The sequence below is a fragment of the Kitasatospora sp. NPDC057595 genome, from assembly GCF_042800875.1.
Taxonomy (GTDB): Bacteria; Actinomycetota; Actinomycetes; order Streptomycetales; family Streptomycetaceae; genus Kitasatospora.
This window is the reverse complement of sequence record NZ_JBHVGL010000013.1, coordinates 49,211-68,324: the sequence shown is the minus strand read 5'-3', so window position 1 is coordinate 68,324 and position 19,114 is coordinate 49,211. Positions and strand designations below refer to the sequence as shown.

Here is a 19,114-nt window from a genome sequence, read left to right as displayed (position 1 = left end):
ACCCGTTGCCTGCCCGGACGGCCGTGCGCCGCGGCCCGCCGTGCCCGCCCCCGTGCACGCCCCACGAACGGAGTGACCATGGACGCTCTCTCCCGCCGCACCCTGCTGGCCGCGGGCGCGGCCGGCGCCGCCGCCCTCGCCGCCGGCTGCGCGGCCCGGACGGACCCGGGCGGCGGGCAGGCGACCACTCCGGCCCCGGTACCGACCACCCCGGCCGCGGACAACGCGCCGGCCCCGACCGAGGCGGCCAAGCCCCCGGTCACCCTGATCGGCGACGGCTCCACCTCGGACACCGGCCCGCAGCCGGGCCAGCCGGTCGCCGAGGCGCTGCGGCCCGGACAGCGCCCGCCGCAGTTCGTGGTCTTCTCCTGGGACGGCGCCGGTGAGCTCGACAACGGGCTGTTCGGCCGCTTCCGCCGGCTCGCCCGCGAGCACGACGCCTCGATGACCTTCTTCCTCAGCGGCCTCTACCTGCTGCCGGAGTCCCGCAAGGACCTCTACCGCCCCCCGCAGCACAAGGCCGGCGCCTCCGACATCGGCTACCTCAACGACCAGCACATCCACGACACGCTGGAGAACGTGCACGCCGCCTGGCTGGAGGGCCACGAGATCGGCACCCACTTCAACGGCCACTTCTGCGGCGCCACCGGCGTCGGCCGGTGGTCCCCGGAGGAGTGGGACAGCGAGATCCAGCAGGCGATGGACTTCGTCATGAACTGGCGCACCAACACCGGCTTCACGGACCTGCCGGCGCTGCCCTTCGACTACCGCAAGGAGCTGATCGGCAGCCGCACGCCCTGCCTGGAAGGGCAACGCAACCTGCTGCCCACCGCCGTCAGGCGCGGCTGGCGCTACGACAGCAGCGGCAACGGCACGCAGATCTGGCCGCAGAAGATCCAGGGCGGCGCGCTCTGGGACCTCCCGCTGCAGTCCATCCCGTTCCCCGGGCACACCTTCCAGGTGCTGTCGATGGACTACAACATCATGTTCAACCAGTGCGGCAGCAACACCAAGGCCGACCCGGCGCTGCACCCCGGCTTCCAGACCCAGGCCCGGGACGCCTATCTGATGGGCTTCGAGCGCGCCTACACCACCAACCGCGCGCCGTTCGTCATCGGCAACCACTTCGAGGAGTGGAACGGCGGCATCTACATGAACGCCGTCGAGGAGGTGCTCAAGTCGATCGCCGGGCGGCCCGAGGTCCGGCTGGTGTCCTTCCGGCAGCTGGTCGACTGGCTGGACGCCCAGGACCCGGCGGTGCTGCGCAAGCTGCAGACCCTCGGCCCCGGCCAGGCCCCGGCCGGGGGCTGGGAGACCTTCCTGGGGTCCCCCGCCCCCGCCGGAGCCGCAGCCGGGGCCGCCGGCTGAGTCCTCAGGCGGCCTTGCGGACCCGGCCGGAGACCAGCGCGCCGAGCAGCGCGACCCCGGTCATGGTCAGGAAGATCACCGCGAAGGCGCCGGTCGACCCGGTGCCCGTGGCGCCGTCGTGGGCGGCGGCCACCGAGCCGCCGCCCAGCGCCGCGAACAGCACCCCGGACAGGCCCACCAGCAGCACGTTGCCCAGCGCGTCGCTCACCTGGAGCGAGGCCGAGTTGGCCCCGGCGTCCTCCGGCGTCGACAGCTTCATCATCAGCACGCTGACGCTCGCGACCGTCAGGCCCATGCCGAACCCGCCGACGCCCCAGGCCACCGCCGCCACCCAGGTCGGCGCCGCCGGGACGAGCACCAGCGCCGCCCCCGCGATGGCCACCGCGGTCAGCACGAAGCCGCCGCGGATCATCAGCGTGCGGTACCGCTCGGCACCCGGCCGGCCCTGGAGCCAGGAGCCGAGCGCCCAGGACAGGCCGCCGCTGGTCAGGGTCAGACCGGCCAGCGTCGGCGACAGCCCGCGCTCGGTCACCATCATCAGCGGGATGAACGCCTCGGCCGCGAAGAACGCCCCCGCCGCGACCCCGCGCAGCAGGATCACCGTCGGCAGCCCCCGCCCGGCCCGCAGCGTCCCGGCCGGCAGCAGGCCGAGCACCGCCGGCAGCAGCAGCGCCGCCCCGGCGACGGCCGGCAGCAGGCCGATCAGGTCCAGCCGCTGGCCCGCGTACTGCAGCAGACCCGCGCCGAGCGCGGCCATCGCGGCCAGCCCGGTGCGGCGGCGGTCGAACGCGGCGCCCCGGAGCACCGGCTGCTCCTTCTCCGAGCGGCGCAGCGCCGGGCCCATCACCGCCAGCGGCAGCAGGATCAGCGCCGGCACGGCGAGGAAGACCCAGCGCCAGCCGAGGTGCTGGGTGACCGCCCCGGAGACCACCGGGCCGATGATCGAGGGCAGCACCCAGGCCGAGGAGAAGGCGGCGAACACCGCGGGCCGCAGCCGCTCGGGATAGGCCCGGCCGACCACCACGTAGAGCGCGACGATCACCAGGCCGCCCCCGAGGCCCTGGATCGCCCGGCCGCCCACGAAGATCCACATCCCGGGCGCCGAGCCGGCCACCAGCAGGCCGGCGCCGAACACCGCGATCCCGGTGAACAGCGGTTGCAGCGGACCGCTGCGGTCGCACCACTGGCCGGAGACGACCAGCGCGAACAGCGTGGTGGTGAAGTAGCCGGAGAAGGCGAAGGCGTACAGCCCGAGCCCGTCCAGCTCGCGGGCGGCCACCGGCATCGCGGTGTTGACGGCCGTCGCCTCGAAGGCGATGACCAGGACCACCGAGACGATCCCCAGGGTCAGGGCCCGGAAACGGTCGCCCAGCACCCCTCCCCCGGGGTCGGTCGGTATCGGAACGGAGGCGGTGTCGGCCGAGGTGGGGGAGGCAGTGGTCATACGTATGATCGTAAGGTGCGCTTGGGCCGATAACCCCTGACTCCGGTCGCCACCCTTCTACGACTCCGGACCTAGGGCGCCGTCCGCGACGCCTTCGGGTCAGTGCAGCACCTTGAGGCCCACCACGCCGGAGACGATCAGCAGCAGGCAGCCGATCCGGGCCAGGGTGACCGCGTCGCCCAGCACCGCCATGCCGTACAGCGCGGTGCCCACCGCGCCGATGCCCACCCACACGGCGTAGCCGGTGCCGATCGGGATCGAGCGCATCGCGTATGCCAGGCCGCCCATCGAGAGTGCCAGCGCGACGCCGAACACCACGGTCGGGACGAGGCGGGAGAAGCCCTTGGAGGATTCCAGGGCCACCGCCCACACGGTCTCCAGGACACCGGAAACGATCAGAACGAGCCAAGCCACGACGGTCTTACCTCCGCAGTCGGCAGCGGCCGGGTTGCCGCTGTCACTGCGCCGTCTTGTCGTCACCGGGTACGACGCGCTCGTCCGGGATGGCCACCGAGGGCCACCTGTCTCCGACGGTAGCACACCCCGCCACACAGAATTTACAAAAGGATATTGACGTTCCGCCCGGCATTCCGCCAAACTGAATTCACCAACACGGCGAACGACGACAGGAGTCGGACATGGACAGGAAGACGGCGGCCCGCGCGCCCCGCACCTGTGCCCCCACTCCCCTGTGTTGTCGCGCCTGTCGCTGCTGCCGCTGCGCCTGAGCGCGCTCCCGCAGTCCAGCCTTCCACCAGTTCCACCCCACGGCCGTGTGCCCGAGTGGTTTAGGGAACCGCCTGCAAAGCGGTGTACACGGGTTCGATTCCCGTCATGGCCTCAAAAAGCGAATTGCCGGTCGGCGCAAAAGCGCCGCCCGGCAATTCGTCATGCATTTTCCGGGGAATTCGGCGGGCCCTCCCGCCGAATTCCCCGGCCGGTGCTCAGCCGGTGACGGCGTCCTCCGGGCGGATCGGCAGCCGGCCCACCGGCAGGCCGGTGGCGGCCCGCACCGCCGCGGCCACCGCCGCCGGGGCCGTCACCGCCGGCACCGCGCTGACCGCCTTGGCCCCGAACGGGGCCACCACGTCGCGCTCCTCCAGCAGGGCGGCCACCCGGATCTCCGGAGTGTCCAGCGCGGTCGGCAGCCGGTAGCCGGTGAGCGAGGGGTTGGCCAGCAGGCCGCCCTCGGTGCGCAGCTCCTCCAGCAGCGCCAGGCCGACGCCCTGGGCCACCCCCGCCTCGATCCGGTCCTCGATCTGCCGCGGGTTCAGCGCCCGGCCGACCTCCTGGGCCACCGTCACCTCGACCACCCGGACGGCGCCCAGCTCGATGTCCACGTCCACCACCGCGCGCATCGCGCAGAACGCGATGGAGACGAAGGCGTCGCCCTGCCCCGCCTCGTCCAGCGGCTCGGTCGGGTGCGGCCGGCACTGCGCGGTCGCCCAGAGCTCCTTGCCCTCCAGCGCCTCGGCCACCGGCATGCCGAGCACCCCGTCGTACGAGGTGATCTTGCCGTCGGAGATCTGCAGCAGCTCCGCCGACATGCCGAAGTTGGCGGCGATCGGCTGGAGCAGCTGGTGGCGGACCATCAGCGCGGCCCGCTCGATCGCGCCGCCGGAGACCCAGGTGTGCCGGCCCCGGGCGGACGGCCCGGCCACCGACTGGTCGCTGTCGGCCGGCGCGATGTACACCTCGCTGACGCCCAGCACGCTCTGCACGATCTGCCGGGCCAGCGTGGCGAAGCCCTGGCCGGCGTCGACCGCGGCGCAGATCACCGTGGCGTGGTCGCCGCTGACCCGCACCGTCGCGGTGGCGACCTCGTCCTCGCCCTCGGCGCCCAGCATGTGCACCATGCCCAGCGCGTAGCCGATGCCGCGGCGCACCGCGGCCGGGTCACCGGCGCCGCCGGGCCCGCCCGGCAGCAGCCACTCGGCGTCCGGATCGTCCACCGGCAGGGCCGGCAGCGGCTCGGCGGCGACCGCCTCCAGCAGCGCGCTCACCGGGGCCGGGCAGGTGACGGCCTGTCCGGTGGGCAGCGGGTCGCCGGTCGCCATCACGTTGCGGCGGCGGATCTCCACCGGGTCGATGCCGACCCGGGCGGCCAGCTGGTCCAGCTGCGACTCGTAGGCGAAGCACGCCTGCAGCGCGCCCTCGCCGCGCATCCGGCCGGCCGGCGGGTTGTTGGTGCGCACCGCCCAGGCGTCCACGAAGACGTTGGGGCAGTTGTACGGGCCGACCGAGAAGGCGGTGGCGGCGGCCAGCACCTCGGCCGAGACGTCCGCGTAGGCGCCGCCGTCCAACAGGATCTGCGCCTCGACCTTCACCAGCCGGCCCTCGGCGTCCGCGTGGTGGCGGTAGCGCAGCAGCGCCGGGTGCCGCGAGGGGTGGGTGTGGAAGGACTCCTCGCGGGTGAGGGTCATCTTCACCGGGCGGCCGGTGCGCAGCGCCAGCAGTGCCAGGGTGACCTGGAAGGAGAGGTCCTCGCGGTCGGCGGTGGCGCCGGGCACGCCGGTGACCACCAGCCGGACCCGGTCCGGCTCCAGGCCCAGGCAGGCGGCGGTGCGGTCGCGGTCGCCGTGCGGGTCGGTGGAGGACAGGTGCAGCTCGACCCCGCCGTCCGGGCGCGGCACGGCCAGGCCCGCCTCGGCGCCGAGCGGCGCCGGGTCCTGCCGGCCCACCTGGTACAGCCCCTCGACGACGACCTCCCCGGCCGCCTCCGGGTCGCCGGTGCGCAGCGGCAGGTGGCGGAAGAGGTTGCCGTCCGGGTGCAGCGACGGGGCGGTGAACGACTGCTCGGGGTCGGTGACGGCGTCCAGCGGCTCGTAGTCGACGGCGATCAGGCCGACCGCGAGCCGGGCGGTGTCGGGGTGGTCGGCGGCGACCGCGGCCACCGGCTCGCCGTGGTGGCGGACCACCCCGGCGGCGAGCACCGGCCGGTCGGCGACGATCGGCCCGGACGGCGCGCCGTCCGGCACACCGTCCGGGCCGGCCGGCAGGTCGGCGGCGGTGACCACGGCGTGCACGCCGGGCAGGGCCAGCGCGGCAGAGGTGTCGATGCCGCGGATCCGGGCGTGCGGGTGTGGCGAGCGCAGCACCGCGCCCCAGAGCAGTCCCTCGGCCCACAGGTCGGCGGCGTACGGGTAGATGCCGAGCGCCTTGGGCAGGGCGTCGCTGCGCAGCGGGGAGCTGCCCAGCCCGAACGGCTCCGTCGTGCCGCCCGCGTCGCCGTCCTGCTGGAGTGCTGCGCCGATGTCGGTAGGCGACGTCATGATGCGTGGTCGTCCTCGGGGAGCCGGATGCCGTGGGCGGGGGTGGCGCCGTACGGGACGCCGGCGGGGGCGGTGCCCTCGGCCGGGACGCCGTGCGGGGGCGTGGGGAGGTACGGCGTGCCGTGCGCGGGGGTGCCGCCGTCCTGGCCGGGCTGCTGCGGATAGCCGCCGGCCGGGGTCTCGTACACGGGGCCGTCGTAGACCGGGCCGTCGTAGGCCTGGGCCCCGTCGTAGCCGGGCTGCTGCGGGTAGCCGTTCGCGTCGGGGTAGCCGCCGGGCCCGGGCAGGTAGGTGCCGTGCGCCGGGGTGGTGCCCGGGTAGGGCTGCGGTCCGGGGTAGCCCTGGGCCGGGTGGAAGCCGGTGGAGTCGGCGGCCGGCTGCGCCGGGACGTCCCGGATCGGGGCCAGCACGGTGGTGTCGTACACGCCGCTGTCGTAGCCGCCCGGGCCGTCCGGGGTCGCGTACCCGCCGGTGACGGGGGCGGCCGCGGGGACGGGCTGCTCGGCGGGCGGCTGCGGGACGTGCTCGATCCAGGCGTCGCCGTCGGTGTACACCGGCAGGTCGGCGGCGGTCGCGGGGGCGTCGGCGGGCGTCGGCGCGGGCGCGGACACGGGTTCGGGCGCCGCGGGGGCCGCTTCCGGGGCGGTGGCCGCAGCGGGCCTGGTGGTCCTGGCGGGCTTGGCGGGCTTGGCGGACTCCTCGGCGGCGGCCGCCTCGTCCGCCGCCTCGGCCTGCGCCGCGCGCGCGTCGGCGACGCTCTGGACGGCCGCCAGCGCCCCCCGGTAGCCGGTGCACCGGCAGAGGTTGCCGCACAGCGCCTGCCGTGCCTCGACCTCGGTGGGCCGGTGGTTGCGCTGGAGCAGGTCGTGCACGGCCATCGCCAGGCCGGGCACGCAGTAGCCGCACTGCACCGCGCCGGACTCGGCCAGCGCCTGCTGGACGTCGCTGGCGCCGCCGCCGGCCGACAGGCCCTCGACGGTGTTGATCTCGCTGTCCTGCGCCAGCGCCGCGGGGACCAGGCAGCCGGCCACCAGCTGACCGTCGACCTGCACCGAGCAGGCCCCGCACTCGCCCTGCTCGCAGCCGTCCTTGGCGCCGGCCAGGCCGAGCCGCTCGCGCAGCACGTAGAGCAGGCTCTCGCCGATCCAGGCGTCGGTGACGGGCCGTTCGAAGCCGTTGACCCGCAGGCTGTACGAGGTGGTCGGCCGCAACTCCCGGCTGACCTGCGGCGCGTGGTCGTGCGCGTGGTCGAGCAGCCCCGGGTCCAGGGCCTCGATGGGGTGGTCTGTGGTCACTTGAGCGCCCTTCCCAGTGCCCGGCGGGCCAGCACGGCTACGGTACGCCGCAGACGGACGGCGGCCGCGCTCGGCCCCTCGGTGACGGCCTCCCAGGCGCCCTCCGCGCCGTAGCCGTCGGGGACGCAGGCGGCGGCCACGTACTCGCCGAACGCGGCGGTCGCGGCCGGGTCGATCTCCCGCGAGCCGTCCCAGTCGATGCAGCCGGCCACCCAGGCCTCGGCCTCCAGGGGCCGCAGCGGCACCGGGGCGACGGCGCCGACGGCGCAGCGCACGGCCCGCCGCGCGGGGTCCAGGACGAGGGCGACGGAGGCGGTGGCGCGGGCCGGGCCGCTGCGGCCGGTGGCCTTGAGGAAGACCTGCGGGGCGTGCAGCAGCGGCACGCGCACCCAGGTGAGCAACTCGCCGGGGCGCAGCGGGTCGAGGCCGGTGAGCAGGTGGCTGACCGGGACCTCGCGGGTGGCGCCGGCCCGGGCGAGGGTGACGCTGGCCTCCAGGGCGGCGAGCACCGGGAGGGTGTCGCCGGCCGGCGCGGCGGTGGCGATGTTGCCGCCGAGGGTGCCGACGTTGCGCACCTGCGGGGGGCCGGCGGTGCGGGCGGCGTCGGCCAGCGCGGGGATGAGCGCGGCGAAGTCGGGGCGGTCCATCCGGGCGTGGGTGAGCCCGGCACCCAGGACGGCGGTGCCGCCGTCCTCGTAGCGCCAGCCGCGCAGCTCGGTGATCCGGCCGAGGCCCACCAGGGCGGCGGGGCGCAGGCGTCCGGCGTTGACCGCCTCCATCAGGTCGGTGGCGCCGGCCACCGGTACCGCGGCCGGGTGAGCGGCCAGCGCTTCGACGGCCTCGTCGAGGGAGGCCGGCAGCATGATCGTCCGGTTCACCTGGGTCCCACCGTGCTCCACTTGCTCATCGATCGCCTGCCGCCCGCGGCCCTGGATCGGGTCTCCGCGTCCGGCAGCCCGGCCTGGCCCGTAGGGTACGGGCGATCGGGCCGGGTTGGGCAACTCTGGCACACAATGCTCGATGATCATTTCGGGACGGGTGAACGGCGCTGCCCGATTGGGACCGATACCGGGCGGTATCCGACCCGGTCCGAGGCGGACCGGGTCGGATGTTCATCTGTTCTTGACGTCCGACGACCGTTCGGAAGTTCCCGCGGGTCGTCTGCGTCCCTCCGCCCGGCGCGCCGTCAGACCACCGGCGGCGGCCCCTCGATCGGCCGGCCCTGCACGCCGGGCCAGGTCTGCCAGGGATGCGGACCGGCGGCCGGGCGGTACTCGACGCCGAGCGCGTCCAGCACCTCCAGGTGGCCCGCCATCCGCCGCTCGAAGCCGGCGAAGTCGCGCGCGGCCGGGTCGGCGGGCAGCGCCGACCAGGCGACCTCGGCGAAGGCGGCGAGCCGCGGGAAGGCCCGGTAGTCGATGTCCCGGGCGCTGTGCATGAACTCGCTCCACAGGTTGGCCTGGGTGCCGATCACCCGGCGCGCCGCCACCTCGTCGAGCTGGGCCGGCACCGGCTCGAACCGGTAGACGTCCTCCAGGGTGCGCACGAAGCCGACCGGGATCGGCTCGTCCTCGCCGGGCGCCTGCCGGTGGTCGAGGTAGACGTGCTGCTCCGGGCACATCACCACGTCGTGCCCGGCCTGCGCGGCGGCGATCCCGCCGGCGTAGCCGCGCCAGGACGACACGGCGGCGCCGGGTGCCAGCCCGCCCTCCAGGATCTCGTCCCAGCCGATCAGCCGACGGCCGCGCTCGGCCAGCCAGCGGTCGAAGTGCCGGATGATGTGGCTCTGCAGCTCGTCCTCGTTGGACAGGCCCAGCTCGCGGATCCGCTCCTGCGCGGCGGCGCTCTCCTTCCACTGCTCCTTGGGGCACTCGTCGCCGCCGAGGTGGATGAACTCGGACGGGAAGAGCTCCAGGACCTCCTCCAGCACCCCTTCGAGGAACCGCAGGGTGGCCTCGGAGGGGTTGAGCACGTTCTGGCTGACGCCCCAGTCGGTCCACACGCCGAGCGCCGCGGTGTCCACCACGTCGGTGTTGCCCAGCTCGGGGTAGGCGGACACGACGGCCTGGGTGTGGCCCGGCAGGTCGATCTCGGGCACCACCGTGATGCCGCGCTCGGCCGCGTAGGCGACGATCTCGCGCAGGTCGGCCTGGGTGTAGAAGCCGCCGTGCGGCCGGTCGTCGCGGCGCTGGCCGGCCCGGTAGCCGACCATCGAGCGCTCGCGCCAGGACGCCTTCCCGGTGAGCGCCGGGTAGCGCTTGATCTCCACCCGCCAGCCCTGGTCGTCGGTCAGGTGCAGGTGCAGCACGTTGAGCTTGTGCGCGGACAGCTGGTCGACGAAGCGCAGCACATCGGCCTTGGGCAGGAAGTGCCGGGCGACGTCCAGCAGCGCGCCGCGCCAGCCGAACCGGGGCGCGTCCTCGATGTCCACGCCGGGCAGCACCCACTCCGAGCGCAGCGGGGCGCGCCGGTAGGCGTCCGGGCCGAGCAGCCGGCGCAGCGTCTGCGCACCCCAGAGCGCGCCGGCCGGTCCGCCGGCGGTGATCACGGCGTGGCCGGGGCGCACCGAGAGCCGGTACGCCTCGGCGGCCAGCGTGTCGTCGTGGACCAGTTCGACGCCCTCGCCGGGCCGTCCGGGGGCGAGCGGCAGGCCGGTGGCGGCGGTCAGCGAGGAGCGCAGCCACCGTTCGGCCCCGGCCAGCTCGGGCGGCGCGGTGAGGGTGGTCGTCCGGTCGAGCGGGAAGTCCTGGTCCGGGAGGCGGACGGAACTCACGGGGGCGGGAATGAGGTCCATTGCGACATCCTCCCCCGGCCCGGAGGACTGGCATAGACCACCCCGGAATCGCCGTGCAATGCAAAACGGCGGTGCGGGGAGCGGAACGGACCGCCTACTGCTTGCCGCCCTCGTCGCCGCCCTGCGGCTTGCCGATGCCGTCGTAGATCTCCTTGCACATCGGGCAGACCGGGTACTTCTTCGGGTCGCGCCCGGGCACCCACACCTTGCCGCAGAGCGCCACCACGGGCGATCCGGAGAGTGCGCTCTCCATGATCTTGTCCTTCTGGACGTAGTGCGCGAAGCGCTCGTGGTCGCCGTCCCCGTGGGACACCTGCGGGACGGGCTCGACCAGGGTGCCGGTGCCGAGGCCGCGCTCGGGCTCAAGAGTGCTCATGGGTGCCAAGTCTATGGGCGCCCCGCGAAACCGGGCCAGTGTCGCGGCGCCCTGCACATGTCACGGTCGCGCCGGCCGGCCCCGGCACCCCTCAGTTGAGCGTCGGATCGTCCGGATAGCTCGCCAGCAGGGCCAGCGGGCCGCGCTGGCGGCGCAGCACCGCGCGCCAGAGCCGCTCCGGCTCGGGGCTGGAGATGTCCCCCGGCTCGCAGTCCACCAGGTACCAGGCCCCGGTGGAGATCTCCGTCTCCAGCTGCCCCGGCGCCCAGCCCGCGTACCCGGCGAAGATCCGCAGCGCGCCGAGCTCGCCGGCCAGCACCTCGGGCGGCGCCTCCAGGTCCACCAGGCCGATCGCGCCGTGCACCCGCCGCCAGCCGAGCGGCTCCCCGGTGCCGGGCTCCCCCGGCGCCACCGCCAGGCCGAGCGCCGAGTCCAGGGCCACCGGCCCGCCCTGGAACACCACCGCCGGACGGCCGACCAGCACGCCCCAGCCGTCCAGCACGCTGCCGACCTCGACCGGGGTCGGCCGGTTCAGCACCACGCCGAGCGCCCCCTCGGCGTCGTGGTCGAGGAGGAGCACCACCGCCCGGGCGAAGTTCGGGTCGGTGAGCACGGGCGTCGCGACGATCAGACGGCCGGTGTGGGACCGGCCTGCGTGCGAATGGGCCGCCGTCATGCCCACATGATCCCGCAGAACCCCCCGCGACGGACACCCGAGGACCGGCGGGCCGGGGAACGCGCCACGAACACCCGTACGGACGCGCCGACGCGCGCCGCGGGGCCCGGGGAGAGCACCATCACGGGAGAGGCTCACGGGAACCGTCGGCACGACCACTACCATCTACTGATGGTGGACGCCCGTCCACGGTGCCGATTCGGTCACGCCGGGGGCCCGACGCGCCCGTGCAACCGTTCCACCGCATGGCTCGTCGCCGAGCCGCACCCACTCCTCTGGCACCCCGGATTGCGAGAACGATGACCGACGACGTCCTGCTGGTCCACGGCGGAAACCCGCTCGAAGGCGAGATCCGCGTCCGCGGTGCGAAGAACCTGGTTCCCAAGGCCATGGTCGCCGCCCTGCTCGGGCAGGGCCCCAGCAGACTGCGCAACGTCCCGGACATCCGCGACGTCAAGGTGGTCCGCGGCCTGCTCCAGCTGCACGGTGTGACCGTGCGCACCGGCGACGAGGACGGCGAGCTGATCCTCGACCCCTCCCACGTGGAGAGCGCCAACGTCGCCGACATCGACGCGCACGCCGGCTCCTCGCGCATCCCGATCCTGTTCTGCGGCCCGCTGCTGCACCGCCTCGGCCACGCCTTCATCCCCGGCCTGGGCGGCTGCGACATCGGCGGCCGTCCGGTCGACTTCCACTTCGAGGTGCTGCGCCAGTTCGGCGCCACCATCGAGAAGCACCCGCAGGGCACCTACCTGGTCGCCCAGCAGCGGCTGCGCGGCACCAGGATCGAGCTGCCCTACCCCTCGGTCGGCGCGACCGAGCAGGTGCTGCTCACCGCGGTGCTCGCCGAGGGCGTCACCGAGCTGCGCAACGCCGCCATCGAGCCGGAGATCGTCGACCTCATCTGCGTGCTGCAGAAGATGGGCGCGATCATCACCCTGGGCACCGACCGCACCATTCTGATCACCGGTGTCGACGAGCTGGACGGCTACACCCACCGGGCGCTGCCGGACCGCCTGGAGTCGGCCTCCTGGGCCTGCGCGGCGCTGGCCACCAAGGGCGACATCTACGTCCGCGGCGCCCGCCAGCTGGAGATGATGACCTTCCTCAACACCTTCCGGAAGGTCGGCGGCGCCTTCGAGGTGGACGACGAGGGCATCCGGTTCTGGCACCCGGGCGGCGAGCTCACCGCGATCGCCCTGGAGACCGACGTGCACCCCGGCTTCCAGACCGACTGGCAGCAGCCGCTGGTGGTCGCGCTGACCCAGGCGACCGGCCTGTCGATCGTGCACGAGACGGTGTACGAGTCCCGGCTGGGCTTCACCGGCGCGCTCAACCAGATGGGCGCGCACATCCAGCTCTACCGCGAGTGCCTGGGCGCCACGCCGTGCCGCTTCGGCGCCCGCAACTTCCTGCACTCCGCGGTGGTCTCCGGCCCGTCCAAGCTGATGGGCTCCGAGCTGGTCATCCCGGACCTGCGCGGCGGCTTCTCGTACCTGATCGCGGCGCTGGCGGCCGAGGGCACCTCGACCGTGCACGGCATCGACCTGATCAACCGCGGCTACGAGAACTTCATGGACAAGCTGCGCGACCTCGGCGCCCACGTCGAGCTGCCGAGCGAGCGGGCCGGCGAGGAGCTGGTCGGCGTCTGACCGGCGCCCCCGCCCACGGCGAGAGGCCGGGCCCCCGCGACGGGGACCCGGCCTCTCGGGCGTTCAAGGGGTGGTTCAGGCGCCCTTGGCGGCTTCCTTCAGCTTGGAGCCGGCGCTGACCTTGGCGCTGTAGCCCTCGGGGATCTGGATCGGCTCGCCGGTCTGCGGGTTGCGGGCGGTGCGAGCGGCACGGTGGGTGCGCTCGAAGGTCAGGAAACCGGGGATGGTGACCTTCTCGTCGCCCTTGGCGACGACCTCGCCGACGATCTCGGCGAAGGCGGCCAGAACGGCGTCGGCGTCCTTGCGGGTCACCTCGGCGCGCTCGGACAGCGCGGCCACCAGCTCACTGCGGTTCATGTGTACTCCTGTGGTCTGTTCGCTTGCGGTGTGCGGGGGCCCATCGGTGCTCCCACCGGGAGCACCCGGATGGGCCGCAGGTCCGCACACTGTGCTCATGCAGGCAATGCGTGGTCGCGAGCCGGGTCCGCACCCAGTGCCGCGCGCCGTGCCTTCGAAGGCCCGCCTGCCTGCCCGGATACGAATCCTGCCCCGACCGGCCCCGAGAATGCCAATCGGGCCCCGGCGGCACGACCCGAACAGCGCCCGCCCGCCGGAGGTGTGACGCTCCGTCGGCTCCGGCGGACCGGGCGCGGGCGGCGGTCGGGAGGACGCGCCGGAAGACCAGGGGGACGTTCCGTACTTGTCGGACACGCCTGCCCCGTGCAGGGCTACCGTACGCCCTAGGTCCGACAAGCCCAAACACGCCCCTCGCCCTTGTGTCGCAAGGGTTCGGGGCGGGAAGGGGCGGGTACGACCGCTAATCGGCCATTTGACCGATACGTGACACATTGCCACCGGTCGTCGTGGAAGCTCGACGCCGGGCCCGGCGCAGGGGCCCGGCGGTGCCGTCCGGCGTCAGAGCTGCACGGCGGGGAAGGAGGCGGTGTCGAGCGTGCCGACGATGCCCGGGGTCGGCCGGGACGGCACGGGCGCCTCCGAGGCGGCGGCCAGGGCCGCCTCGCGGACGGCGGCGGCGACGGTCTTGGCGACGTCCTTGTGGAACACGCTGGGGATGATGTAGTTCGGGTTGCGCTCGTCGTCACCGACGGTGGCGGCCAGGGCCCGGGCGGCGGCGATCATCATCTCGGTGTTGACCGTGCGGCTCTGGGCGTCCAGCAGGCCGCGGAAGACACCCGGGAAGACCAGCACGTTGTTGATCTGGTTGGGGAAGTCGCTGCGGCCGGTGGCGACCACCGCGGCGGTCTGCCGGGCCACCGCCGGGTCGACCTCCGGGTCCGGGTTGGCCAGCGCGAAGACGATCGCGTCCTGCGCCATGGTGGCCAGGTCGTCGCCGTCCAGCACGTTCGGGGCGGAGACGCCGATGAAGACGTCGGCGTCGGCCACGGCCTCCTTGAGGCTGCCGGTGCGGCCCGAGCGGTTGGTGTGCTCGGCGATCCAGCGCAGGCTGTCGTTGAGGTCGTCGCGGCCCTCGTGGACCACGCCCTTCACGTCCGCCACGGTGGCGTGCTCGACACCGGCCGCCATCAGCAGCTTGAGGATCGCGGTACCGGCGGCGCCGGCGCCCGACATCACCACCCGGATGTCGCCGATCTCCTTGCCGACCACCTTGAGCGCGTTCGTCAGCGCCGCCAGCACCACGATGGCGGTGCCGTGCTGGTCGTCGTGGAAGACCGGGATGTCCAGGGCCTCGCGCAGCCGGGCCTCGATCTCGAAGCAGCGCGGCGCGGAGATGTCCTCCAGGTTGATGCCGGCGAAGCCCGGGGCGATCGCCTTGACGATGGCCACGATCTCGTCGGTGTCCTGGGTGTCCAGGCAGATCGGCCAGGCGTCGATCCCGGCGAAGCGCTTGAACAGGGCCGCCTTGCCCTCCATGACCGGCAGCGCGGCGGCCGGGCCGATGTTGCCCAGGCCCAGCACGGCGGAGCCGTCGGTGACCACGGCGACACTGTTGCGCTTGATGGTGAGGCGGCGGGCGTCCTCGGGGTTCTCGGCGATCGCCATGCAGACCCGGGCGACACCCGGGGTGTAGATCATCGAGAGGTCGTCACGGTTGCGGATCGGCAGCTTCGAGGACATCTCGATCTTGCCGCCGAGGTGCATCAGGAAGGTGCGGTCCGAGACCTTGCCGATGGTGACGCCGTCGATCGCCCGGAGCTTCTCGACGATCTCCTCACCGTGCGCCACCGAGGCGGCGGCGACGGTGACGTCGATCCGCAGCGCCTCCAGGCCGGAGGAGGTCACGTCGAGGCCGGTCACCGAGCCGCCGGAGGACTCCACCGCCGTGGTGATCGCGCTGACGGCGTTGCCGCTGGCCGGCACCTCCAGTCGCACCGTGATCGAGTTCGAGACACTGGGCACCGTCGCCATCGACGTTCCTTCTTCCGTCCGTCCGTGCGCGAGTTCAACAGTCCGTTGAAGCTCTCGCGTGCGCCTGCTAGACGTCGATGGTCGCACCAATCCGGGCGTAGTCAGAAATAACGTTCATTGAGTGTGCGGACCCGACAACTTCTTGCCTCCACCGCCCGATGCGTTACATTGGACGGGACACCGGCTCGATCCAAGCCCCCGGGCCCAACCTTCGTCCCTTCGAGGGACCACTTGCCGCGAGGCGAGCATGGCGGGTCGGTGTCGTAGCTTCTGAAGGCCCCTCACCCGCCGGGTGGGGGGCCTTCGCCGTGGTCGCGGTGCGTCACGGCGTACGGCCGGCCCGGGGCGGGCCGGCCGTACGAACCGTCAGTGGCGCGGGTCACCGGCGCGGGCCGGCCGCGCGGGTCACCGGCGTGGATCAGTCGCGCAGCAGCGCGGGCACCCCGGCCGCGTCCGGCAGGTCGTCCGGGCCGGACAGCACGGTCAGCCGCTGGGTCGCCCGGGTCAGCGCCACGTACAGCACCCGCAGGCCCGCCTCCGACTCGCCGGCGATCCCGGTCGGGTCGGCCACCACGGTCGCGTCGTACTCCAGGCCCTTGGCCTCCAGACTGCCCAGCGCCACCACCCGCTCGCCCAGCCCCTCGGCCCAGCCCGCGGCCTCGGCCCGCCGGTCCATCGGCACCACCACGGCCACCGTGCCGTCCACCTCGCCCAGCAGCCGCTCCAGCTCGGCCCGGACGCCCGCGCCGAAGGCCTCCGGCGACGGGTCGGTGACGGCCGCGAAGCGCGGCTCGACGCCCACGTGCCGCACCGCGCTCGGCGACGGCGTGCCCGGCGCGGCCAGCGCCAGCACCTTGGCCGCCACCTCGGCGATCTCGGCGGGGTTGCGGTAGTTCACGGTCAGCGTGAAGCGGCGGCGGGGCTTGCCGGACAGCACGTCGTCCAGCGCGGCCTGCGCCTCCTCGGGGAACGGCCAGGAGGACTGCGCGGGGTCGCCGACGATGGTCCAGGTGGCCATCCGGGCCCGGCGGCCGATCATCCGCCACTGCATCGGGGTGAGGTCCTGCGCCTCGTCGACGATCACGTGCGCGTACTCGACGCGCTCGACGGGCACCCGCTCGCGCTGCCGGGCGGACCGGTCGGCGAAGGTGGTGACCTCCTCCAGGCCGCTCAGCAGGTCCACCGCGTCCACCTCGCGCACCTTCACCCGGGCCGGCTCGCCGAGCAGCACCTGCAGCTCGTCCACCAGCGCCACGTCGTGCGCCGACAGGGCGCCCTCGCCGCGCTCCGACAGGTGCCGCCAGGACGCCGCCAGCAGCCGCGCCTCCTCGGGGGTGACCGCGCGGCGGGCGATCCGGTTGATGTGCCGGGACTGCTTCAGCGTGCCGAGCACCCGGCGCGGGGTGACCGCGGGCCACCAGGCGTCCAGGAAGTCCAGGAACGGCGCCTCGTCCGACACGTAGTCGTCGAAGGCCTCCTTCTCCTCCTGGCGCTGCTCGCGGGCGTAGTGGTCGGCGGGCTTGGGCAGGTGGCGGACGGCCTGCTGCCAGAGCGCGTCCAGCAGCAGCCGGCGGGCGCGCGGTCGCAGCAGGTTGAGCGGGGTGCCGCCGGAGCCGATGACGTTGCCGCGCACCGCCTTCAGCCGGCCCGCGTCCAGCCTGAGCACCTCGCCGCGGGCGACCACCTTCAGCTCCTGCGGCGCGCCCTGCTCCAGCGCGCCCCGGGCGGCCCGGCGCAGCAGCTGGACCATCCGGGCCGAGCCCTTGATCCGGGCCGTCTCCGGGGTGTCGTAGGTGCCGGCCTCGATGCCGTCGACCAGCGAGCCGACCGCGCGGATGGCGACCTGGCCCTCCTCGCCGAGCGAGGGCAGCACGCCCTCGGTGTAGGAGACCAGCAGCGGGGTCGGTGAGACCACCAGGATGCCCCCGGCGTACCGGCGGCGGTCCTGGTAGAGCAGGAAGGCCGCCCGGTGCAGCGCGACGGCGGTCTTGCCGGTGCCGGGGCCGCCGGTGACCAGGGTGGCGCCGGCCGCGGCGGCGCGGATCACCTCGTCCTGCTCCTTCTGGATGGAGGAGACGATGTCGCGCATCGAGTGGCTGCGGGCGCGGCCCAGCGAGGCCATCAGCGCGCCGTCGCCGACCACCGCCAGCTCCTCGCCGTCCAGGGTGGGGGTGAGGTCGGGACGCAGCAGGTCGTCCTCGACGCCGATCACCTTGCGGCCCTTGGAGCGGATCACCCGGCGCCGGATGACCCGGCCGGGCTCCAGCGGGGTGGAACGGTAGAACGGCGCCGCGGCGGGGGCCCGCCAGTCGATCACCAGCGGGCCGTACTCCGCGTCCAGCACCCCGAGCCGGCCGATGTGCAGGGTCTCGGCGACGGCCGGGTCGGCCGGGTCGAGCGGGGTGTCGGAGGGGATGCCGTGCTCCTCCGGGGCGTCGGGCCGCTGCAGGTCGATGCGGCCGAACAGGAAGTCCTCGAACTCGTTGTTGAGCCGCTGGAGGTGGGCGCCGGCCCGGTACACCTGGGCGTCGCGCTCGGCGAGCGCGCCGGGGGTGCCGACGTGCACGCGCTTGGCGGCGTCCTCCAGGATGTACTCGGCCTCGGCGAGCTTCTCCTCCAGCCGGTGGTAGACCGTGTCGAGGTGGCGCTGCTCACCGGCGATCTCGCGCGCGCGCACGGTCTCGTGGTCGGTGGCGGTGGTGTCCGTGGTGCTGGTGTCCGTGTTGCTCTGCATGGCCTCGGTGGTTGCGGCGGAATCCGGCTCCGGGAAACGAGCGGACGGACGATCCTACGCCCCGGCCCGGGCAAACGTGAAGGCCGCCCTCCGCAACGCGGTGGACGGCCTTCACTGTCAACATGGGGTGGTGGAGATGCCGGGAATCGAACCCGGGTCCAGTGGAGTTAATTCAGGGCTTCTCCGAGCGCAGTCCGCTGTGCTTTTCTCGGCCCTGGCGGTCACACGGACAAGCCGCCAACAGGCCCAGCTGCTGTTTGATTTCCCCTCCACCCCCGCAGCCCGGGTGGACGGTTGAGTTCCCTAGATTATGCCAGGGTCCGGGTCGGGAACTCCCCGGTCTGACACCCAAGCGCTATCGGTGCTTATTAGGCAGCGAGAGCGAACTGCTGGGAATCGCGCTTAGAGTTGGCGATTATTTTTTTGCGACACGTGGTTAACGAGATCATTGCCGCGTTCCTCGGCTCGCTTCCCCTGTTTCAACATCCCCTGTCGAAACCGATCATCCCCATGTTTTGTTGAGAAACAACGCGGACGGAAGCCCGTCCGTGGTGCTGGGCCCCATGGTACGCGAGGCGACCAGCGAGGGTCCAGCCGATTAACGCTGACGTCGCCGCGCCGCCGCCACCGCGCGCGCGGTCTCGCGGGTGTCCTGCTTCTCCCGCAGGGTCTGCCGCTTGTCGTACAGCTTCTTGCCGACCGCGAGGGCCAGTTCGAGCTTCACCCGGCCGTCCTTGAAGTACAGCGAGAGCGGGACGAGGGTGTGGCCGGCGTCCCGGACCTTCGTCTCGATCTTGCGGATCTCCAGCTTGTGCAGCAGCAGCTTGCGCTTGCGCCGGGCCGCGTGGTTGGTCCACGTCCCCTGGGTGTACTCGGGGATGAAGACGTTGTCGATCCACGCCTCGTGGTTCTGGATGTAGGCGTAGCCGTCGACCAGGTTGGCCCGCCCCTCGCGCAGTGACTTCACCTCCGTGCCGGTGAGCACGAGACCGCACTCATAGGTGTCGAGGATGGTGTACTCGTGTCGCGCCTTCTTGTTCTGCGCGATCAGCTTGTGTCCGGTTTCCTTTGCCATAGCGCGGTCATTCTCGCACCTCGGCCCGGTTCCGAGCAGC

14 protein-coding genes, 1 tRNA gene, 1 other RNA gene and 1 riboswitch are annotated in these 19,114 nt (G+C 73.4%); of the genes, 3 read left to right on the top strand and 13 right to left on the bottom strand.

Going from position 1 to position 19,114, the window contains the following annotated elements; all coding sequences use genetic code 11:
* Positions 1–78: 78 nt before the first annotated feature.
* Positions 79–1,368, top strand: coding sequence for a hypothetical protein (locus tag ACFU9E_RS20480; protein ID WP_380682510.1), 1,290 nt, complete (start codon positions 79–81; stop codon positions 1,366–1,368).
* Positions 1,369–1,372: 4 nt separating this feature from the next.
* Here ACFU9E_RS20480 and ACFU9E_RS20475 read toward each other — a convergent pair whose 3' ends face one another.
* Together ACFU9E_RS20475 and ACFU9E_RS20470 are read right to left on the bottom strand one after the other, a co-directional pair.
* Positions 1,373–2,812: an MFS transporter gene (locus ACFU9E_RS20475; RefSeq protein WP_380682511.1), complete on the bottom strand. Its 1,440-nt coding sequence runs from the start codon at positions 2,810–2,812 to the stop codon at positions 1,373–1,375.
* A 99-nt stretch (positions 2,813–2,911) separates the two neighbouring features.
* Positions 2,912–3,226, bottom strand: coding sequence for a DMT family transporter (locus ACFU9E_RS20470; protein WP_380682512.1), 315 nt, complete (start codon positions 3,224–3,226; stop codon positions 2,912–2,914).
* Positions 3,227–3,271: 45 nt separating this feature from the next.
* Positions 3,272–3,337: riboswitch (guanidine-III (ykkC-III) riboswitch) on the bottom strand.
* Positions 3,338–3,581: 244 nt separating this feature from the next.
* On the opposite strand from ACFU9E_RS20470, the gene ACFU9E_RS20465 reads away from it, so the two are divergent.
* Positions 3,582–3,653, top strand: a tRNA-Cys gene (locus tag ACFU9E_RS20465).
* A gap of 103 nt (positions 3,654–3,756) precedes the next feature.
* On the opposite strand, the gene ACFU9E_RS20460 is transcribed toward ACFU9E_RS20465, so the two are convergent.
* The 6 genes from ACFU9E_RS20460 to ACFU9E_RS20435 all read right to left on the bottom strand — a co-directional run bounded on the left by ACFU9E_RS20460 (position 3,757) and on the right by ACFU9E_RS20435 (position 11,225).
* Positions 3,757–6,084 (bottom strand): xanthine dehydrogenase family protein molybdopterin-binding subunit, encoded by a 2,328-nt coding sequence (locus tag ACFU9E_RS20460; RefSeq protein WP_380683576.1) that lies wholly within the window; start codon positions 6,082–6,084, stop codon positions 3,757–3,759.
* Positions 6,081–7,379, bottom strand: a complete 1,299-nt coding sequence (locus tag ACFU9E_RS20455; RefSeq protein WP_380683574.1) for a 2Fe-2S iron-sulfur cluster-binding protein — start codon at positions 7,377–7,379, stop codon at positions 6,081–6,083. Before ACFU9E_RS20455 ends, ACFU9E_RS20460 begins: the two co-directional genes overlap by 4 nt.
* Positions 7,376–8,242, bottom strand: coding sequence for an FAD binding domain-containing protein (locus ACFU9E_RS20450; RefSeq protein ID WP_350545037.1), 867 nt, complete (start codon positions 8,240–8,242; stop codon positions 7,376–7,378). The genes ACFU9E_RS20455 and ACFU9E_RS20450 overlap by 4 nt, the downstream gene beginning before the upstream one ends.
* Before the next feature lie 323 nt (positions 8,243–8,565).
* The gene (locus ACFU9E_RS20445; RefSeq protein WP_380683573.1) at positions 8,566–10,173 is read right to left on the bottom strand and encodes a beta-N-acetylhexosaminidase; all 1,608 of its coding nucleotides are present in this window, start codon (positions 10,171–10,173) and stop codon (positions 8,566–8,568) included.
* Positions 10,174–10,267: 94 nt separating this feature from the next.
* Positions 10,268–10,549 carry a DUF3039 domain-containing protein gene (locus tag ACFU9E_RS20440; RefSeq protein WP_380683572.1) on the bottom strand — a complete coding sequence of 94 codons (282 nt, stop codon included), beginning with the start codon at positions 10,547–10,549 and terminating at the stop codon, positions 10,268–10,270.
* A gap of 91 nt (positions 10,550–10,640) precedes the next feature.
* Entirely contained in the window at positions 10,641–11,225 is a 585-nt protein-coding gene (locus ACFU9E_RS20435; RefSeq protein WP_380683571.1) for a YqgE/AlgH family protein, read from the bottom strand.
* 299 nt (positions 11,226–11,524) lie between these two features.
* On the opposite strand from ACFU9E_RS20435, the gene murA reads away from it, so the two are divergent.
* On the top strand, positions 11,525–12,877 hold the full coding sequence (gene murA, locus ACFU9E_RS20430) for a UDP-N-acetylglucosamine 1-carboxyvinyltransferase (protein WP_380683570.1): 1,353 nt from the start codon (positions 11,525–11,527) through the stop codon (positions 12,875–12,877).
* Between the two features lie 75 nt (positions 12,878–12,952).
* On the opposite strand, the gene ACFU9E_RS20425 is transcribed toward murA, so the two are convergent.
* The 5 genes from ACFU9E_RS20425 to smpB all read right to left on the bottom strand — a co-directional run bounded on the left by ACFU9E_RS20425 (position 12,953) and on the right by smpB (position 19,074).
* Positions 12,953–13,234, bottom strand: a complete 282-nt coding sequence (locus tag ACFU9E_RS20425) for an HU family DNA-binding protein (protein ID WP_030308200.1) — start codon at positions 13,232–13,234, stop codon at positions 12,953–12,955.
* 558 nt (positions 13,235–13,792) lie between these two features.
* Positions 13,793–15,265, bottom strand: coding sequence for an NAD-dependent malic enzyme (locus ACFU9E_RS20420; RefSeq protein WP_380683569.1), 1,473 nt, complete (start codon positions 15,263–15,265; stop codon positions 13,793–13,795).
* A 418-nt stretch (positions 15,266–15,683) separates the two neighbouring features.
* The gene (locus ACFU9E_RS20415; protein WP_380683568.1) at positions 15,684–17,999 is read right to left on the bottom strand and encodes a HelD family protein; all 2,316 of its coding nucleotides are present in this window, start codon (positions 17,997–17,999) and stop codon (positions 15,684–15,686) included.
* A gap of 128 nt (positions 18,000–18,127) precedes the next feature.
* Positions 18,128–18,509: a transfer-messenger RNA gene (gene ssrA / locus ACFU9E_RS20410) on the bottom strand.
* 88 nt (positions 18,510–18,597) lie between these two features.
* Positions 18,598–19,074 (bottom strand): SsrA-binding protein SmpB, encoded by a 477-nt coding sequence (gene smpB, locus ACFU9E_RS20405; protein ID WP_350544683.1) that lies wholly within the window; start codon positions 19,072–19,074, stop codon positions 18,598–18,600.
* Positions 19,075–19,114 lie beyond the last annotated feature (40 nt).

Excerpts from the sequence above, each read along its gene's own strand:
- ACFU9E_RS20445 (WP_380683573.1), bottom strand. The coding sequence starts at position 10,173 with ATGGACCTCATTCCCGCCCCCGTGAGTTCCGTCCGCCTCCCGGACCAG.
- ACFU9E_RS20435 (WP_380683571.1), bottom strand. The coding sequence starts at position 11,225 with ATGACGGCGGCCCATTCGCACGCAGGCCGGTCCCACACCGGCCGTCTG.
- ACFU9E_RS20440 (WP_380683572.1), bottom strand. The coding sequence starts at position 10,549 with ATGAGCACTCTTGAGCCCGAGCGCGGCCTCGGCACCGGCACCCTGGTC.
- ACFU9E_RS20460 (WP_380683576.1), bottom strand. The coding sequence starts at position 6,084 with ATGACGTCGCCTACCGACATCGGCGCAGCACTCCAGCAGGACGGCGAC.
- ACFU9E_RS20420 (WP_380683569.1), bottom strand. The coding sequence starts at position 15,265 with ATGGCGACGGTGCCCAGTGTCTCGAACTCGATCACGGTGCGACTGGAG.
- ACFU9E_RS20475 (WP_380682511.1), bottom strand. The coding sequence starts at position 2,812 with ATGACCACTGCCTCCCCCACCTCGGCCGACACCGCCTCCGTTCCGATA.
- smpB (WP_350544683.1), bottom strand. The coding sequence starts at position 19,074 with ATGGCAAAGGAAACCGGACACAAGCTGATCGCGCAGAACAAGAAGGCG.
- ACFU9E_RS20480 (WP_380682510.1), top strand. The coding sequence starts at position 79 with ATGGACGCTCTCTCCCGCCGCACCCTGCTGGCCGCGGGCGCGGCCGGC.
- ACFU9E_RS20450 (WP_350545037.1), bottom strand. The coding sequence starts at position 8,242 with ATGCTGCCGGCCTCCCTCGACGAGGCCGTCGAAGCGCTGGCCGCTCAC.
- murA (WP_380683570.1), top strand. The coding sequence starts at position 11,525 with ATGACCGACGACGTCCTGCTGGTCCACGGCGGAAACCCGCTCGAAGGC.
- ACFU9E_RS20425 (WP_030308200.1), bottom strand. The coding sequence starts at position 13,234 with ATGAACCGCAGTGAGCTGGTGGCCGCGCTGTCCGAGCGCGCCGAGGTG.
- ACFU9E_RS20415 (WP_380683568.1), bottom strand. The coding sequence starts at position 17,999 with ATGCAGAGCAACACGGACACCAGCACCACGGACACCACCGCCACCGAC.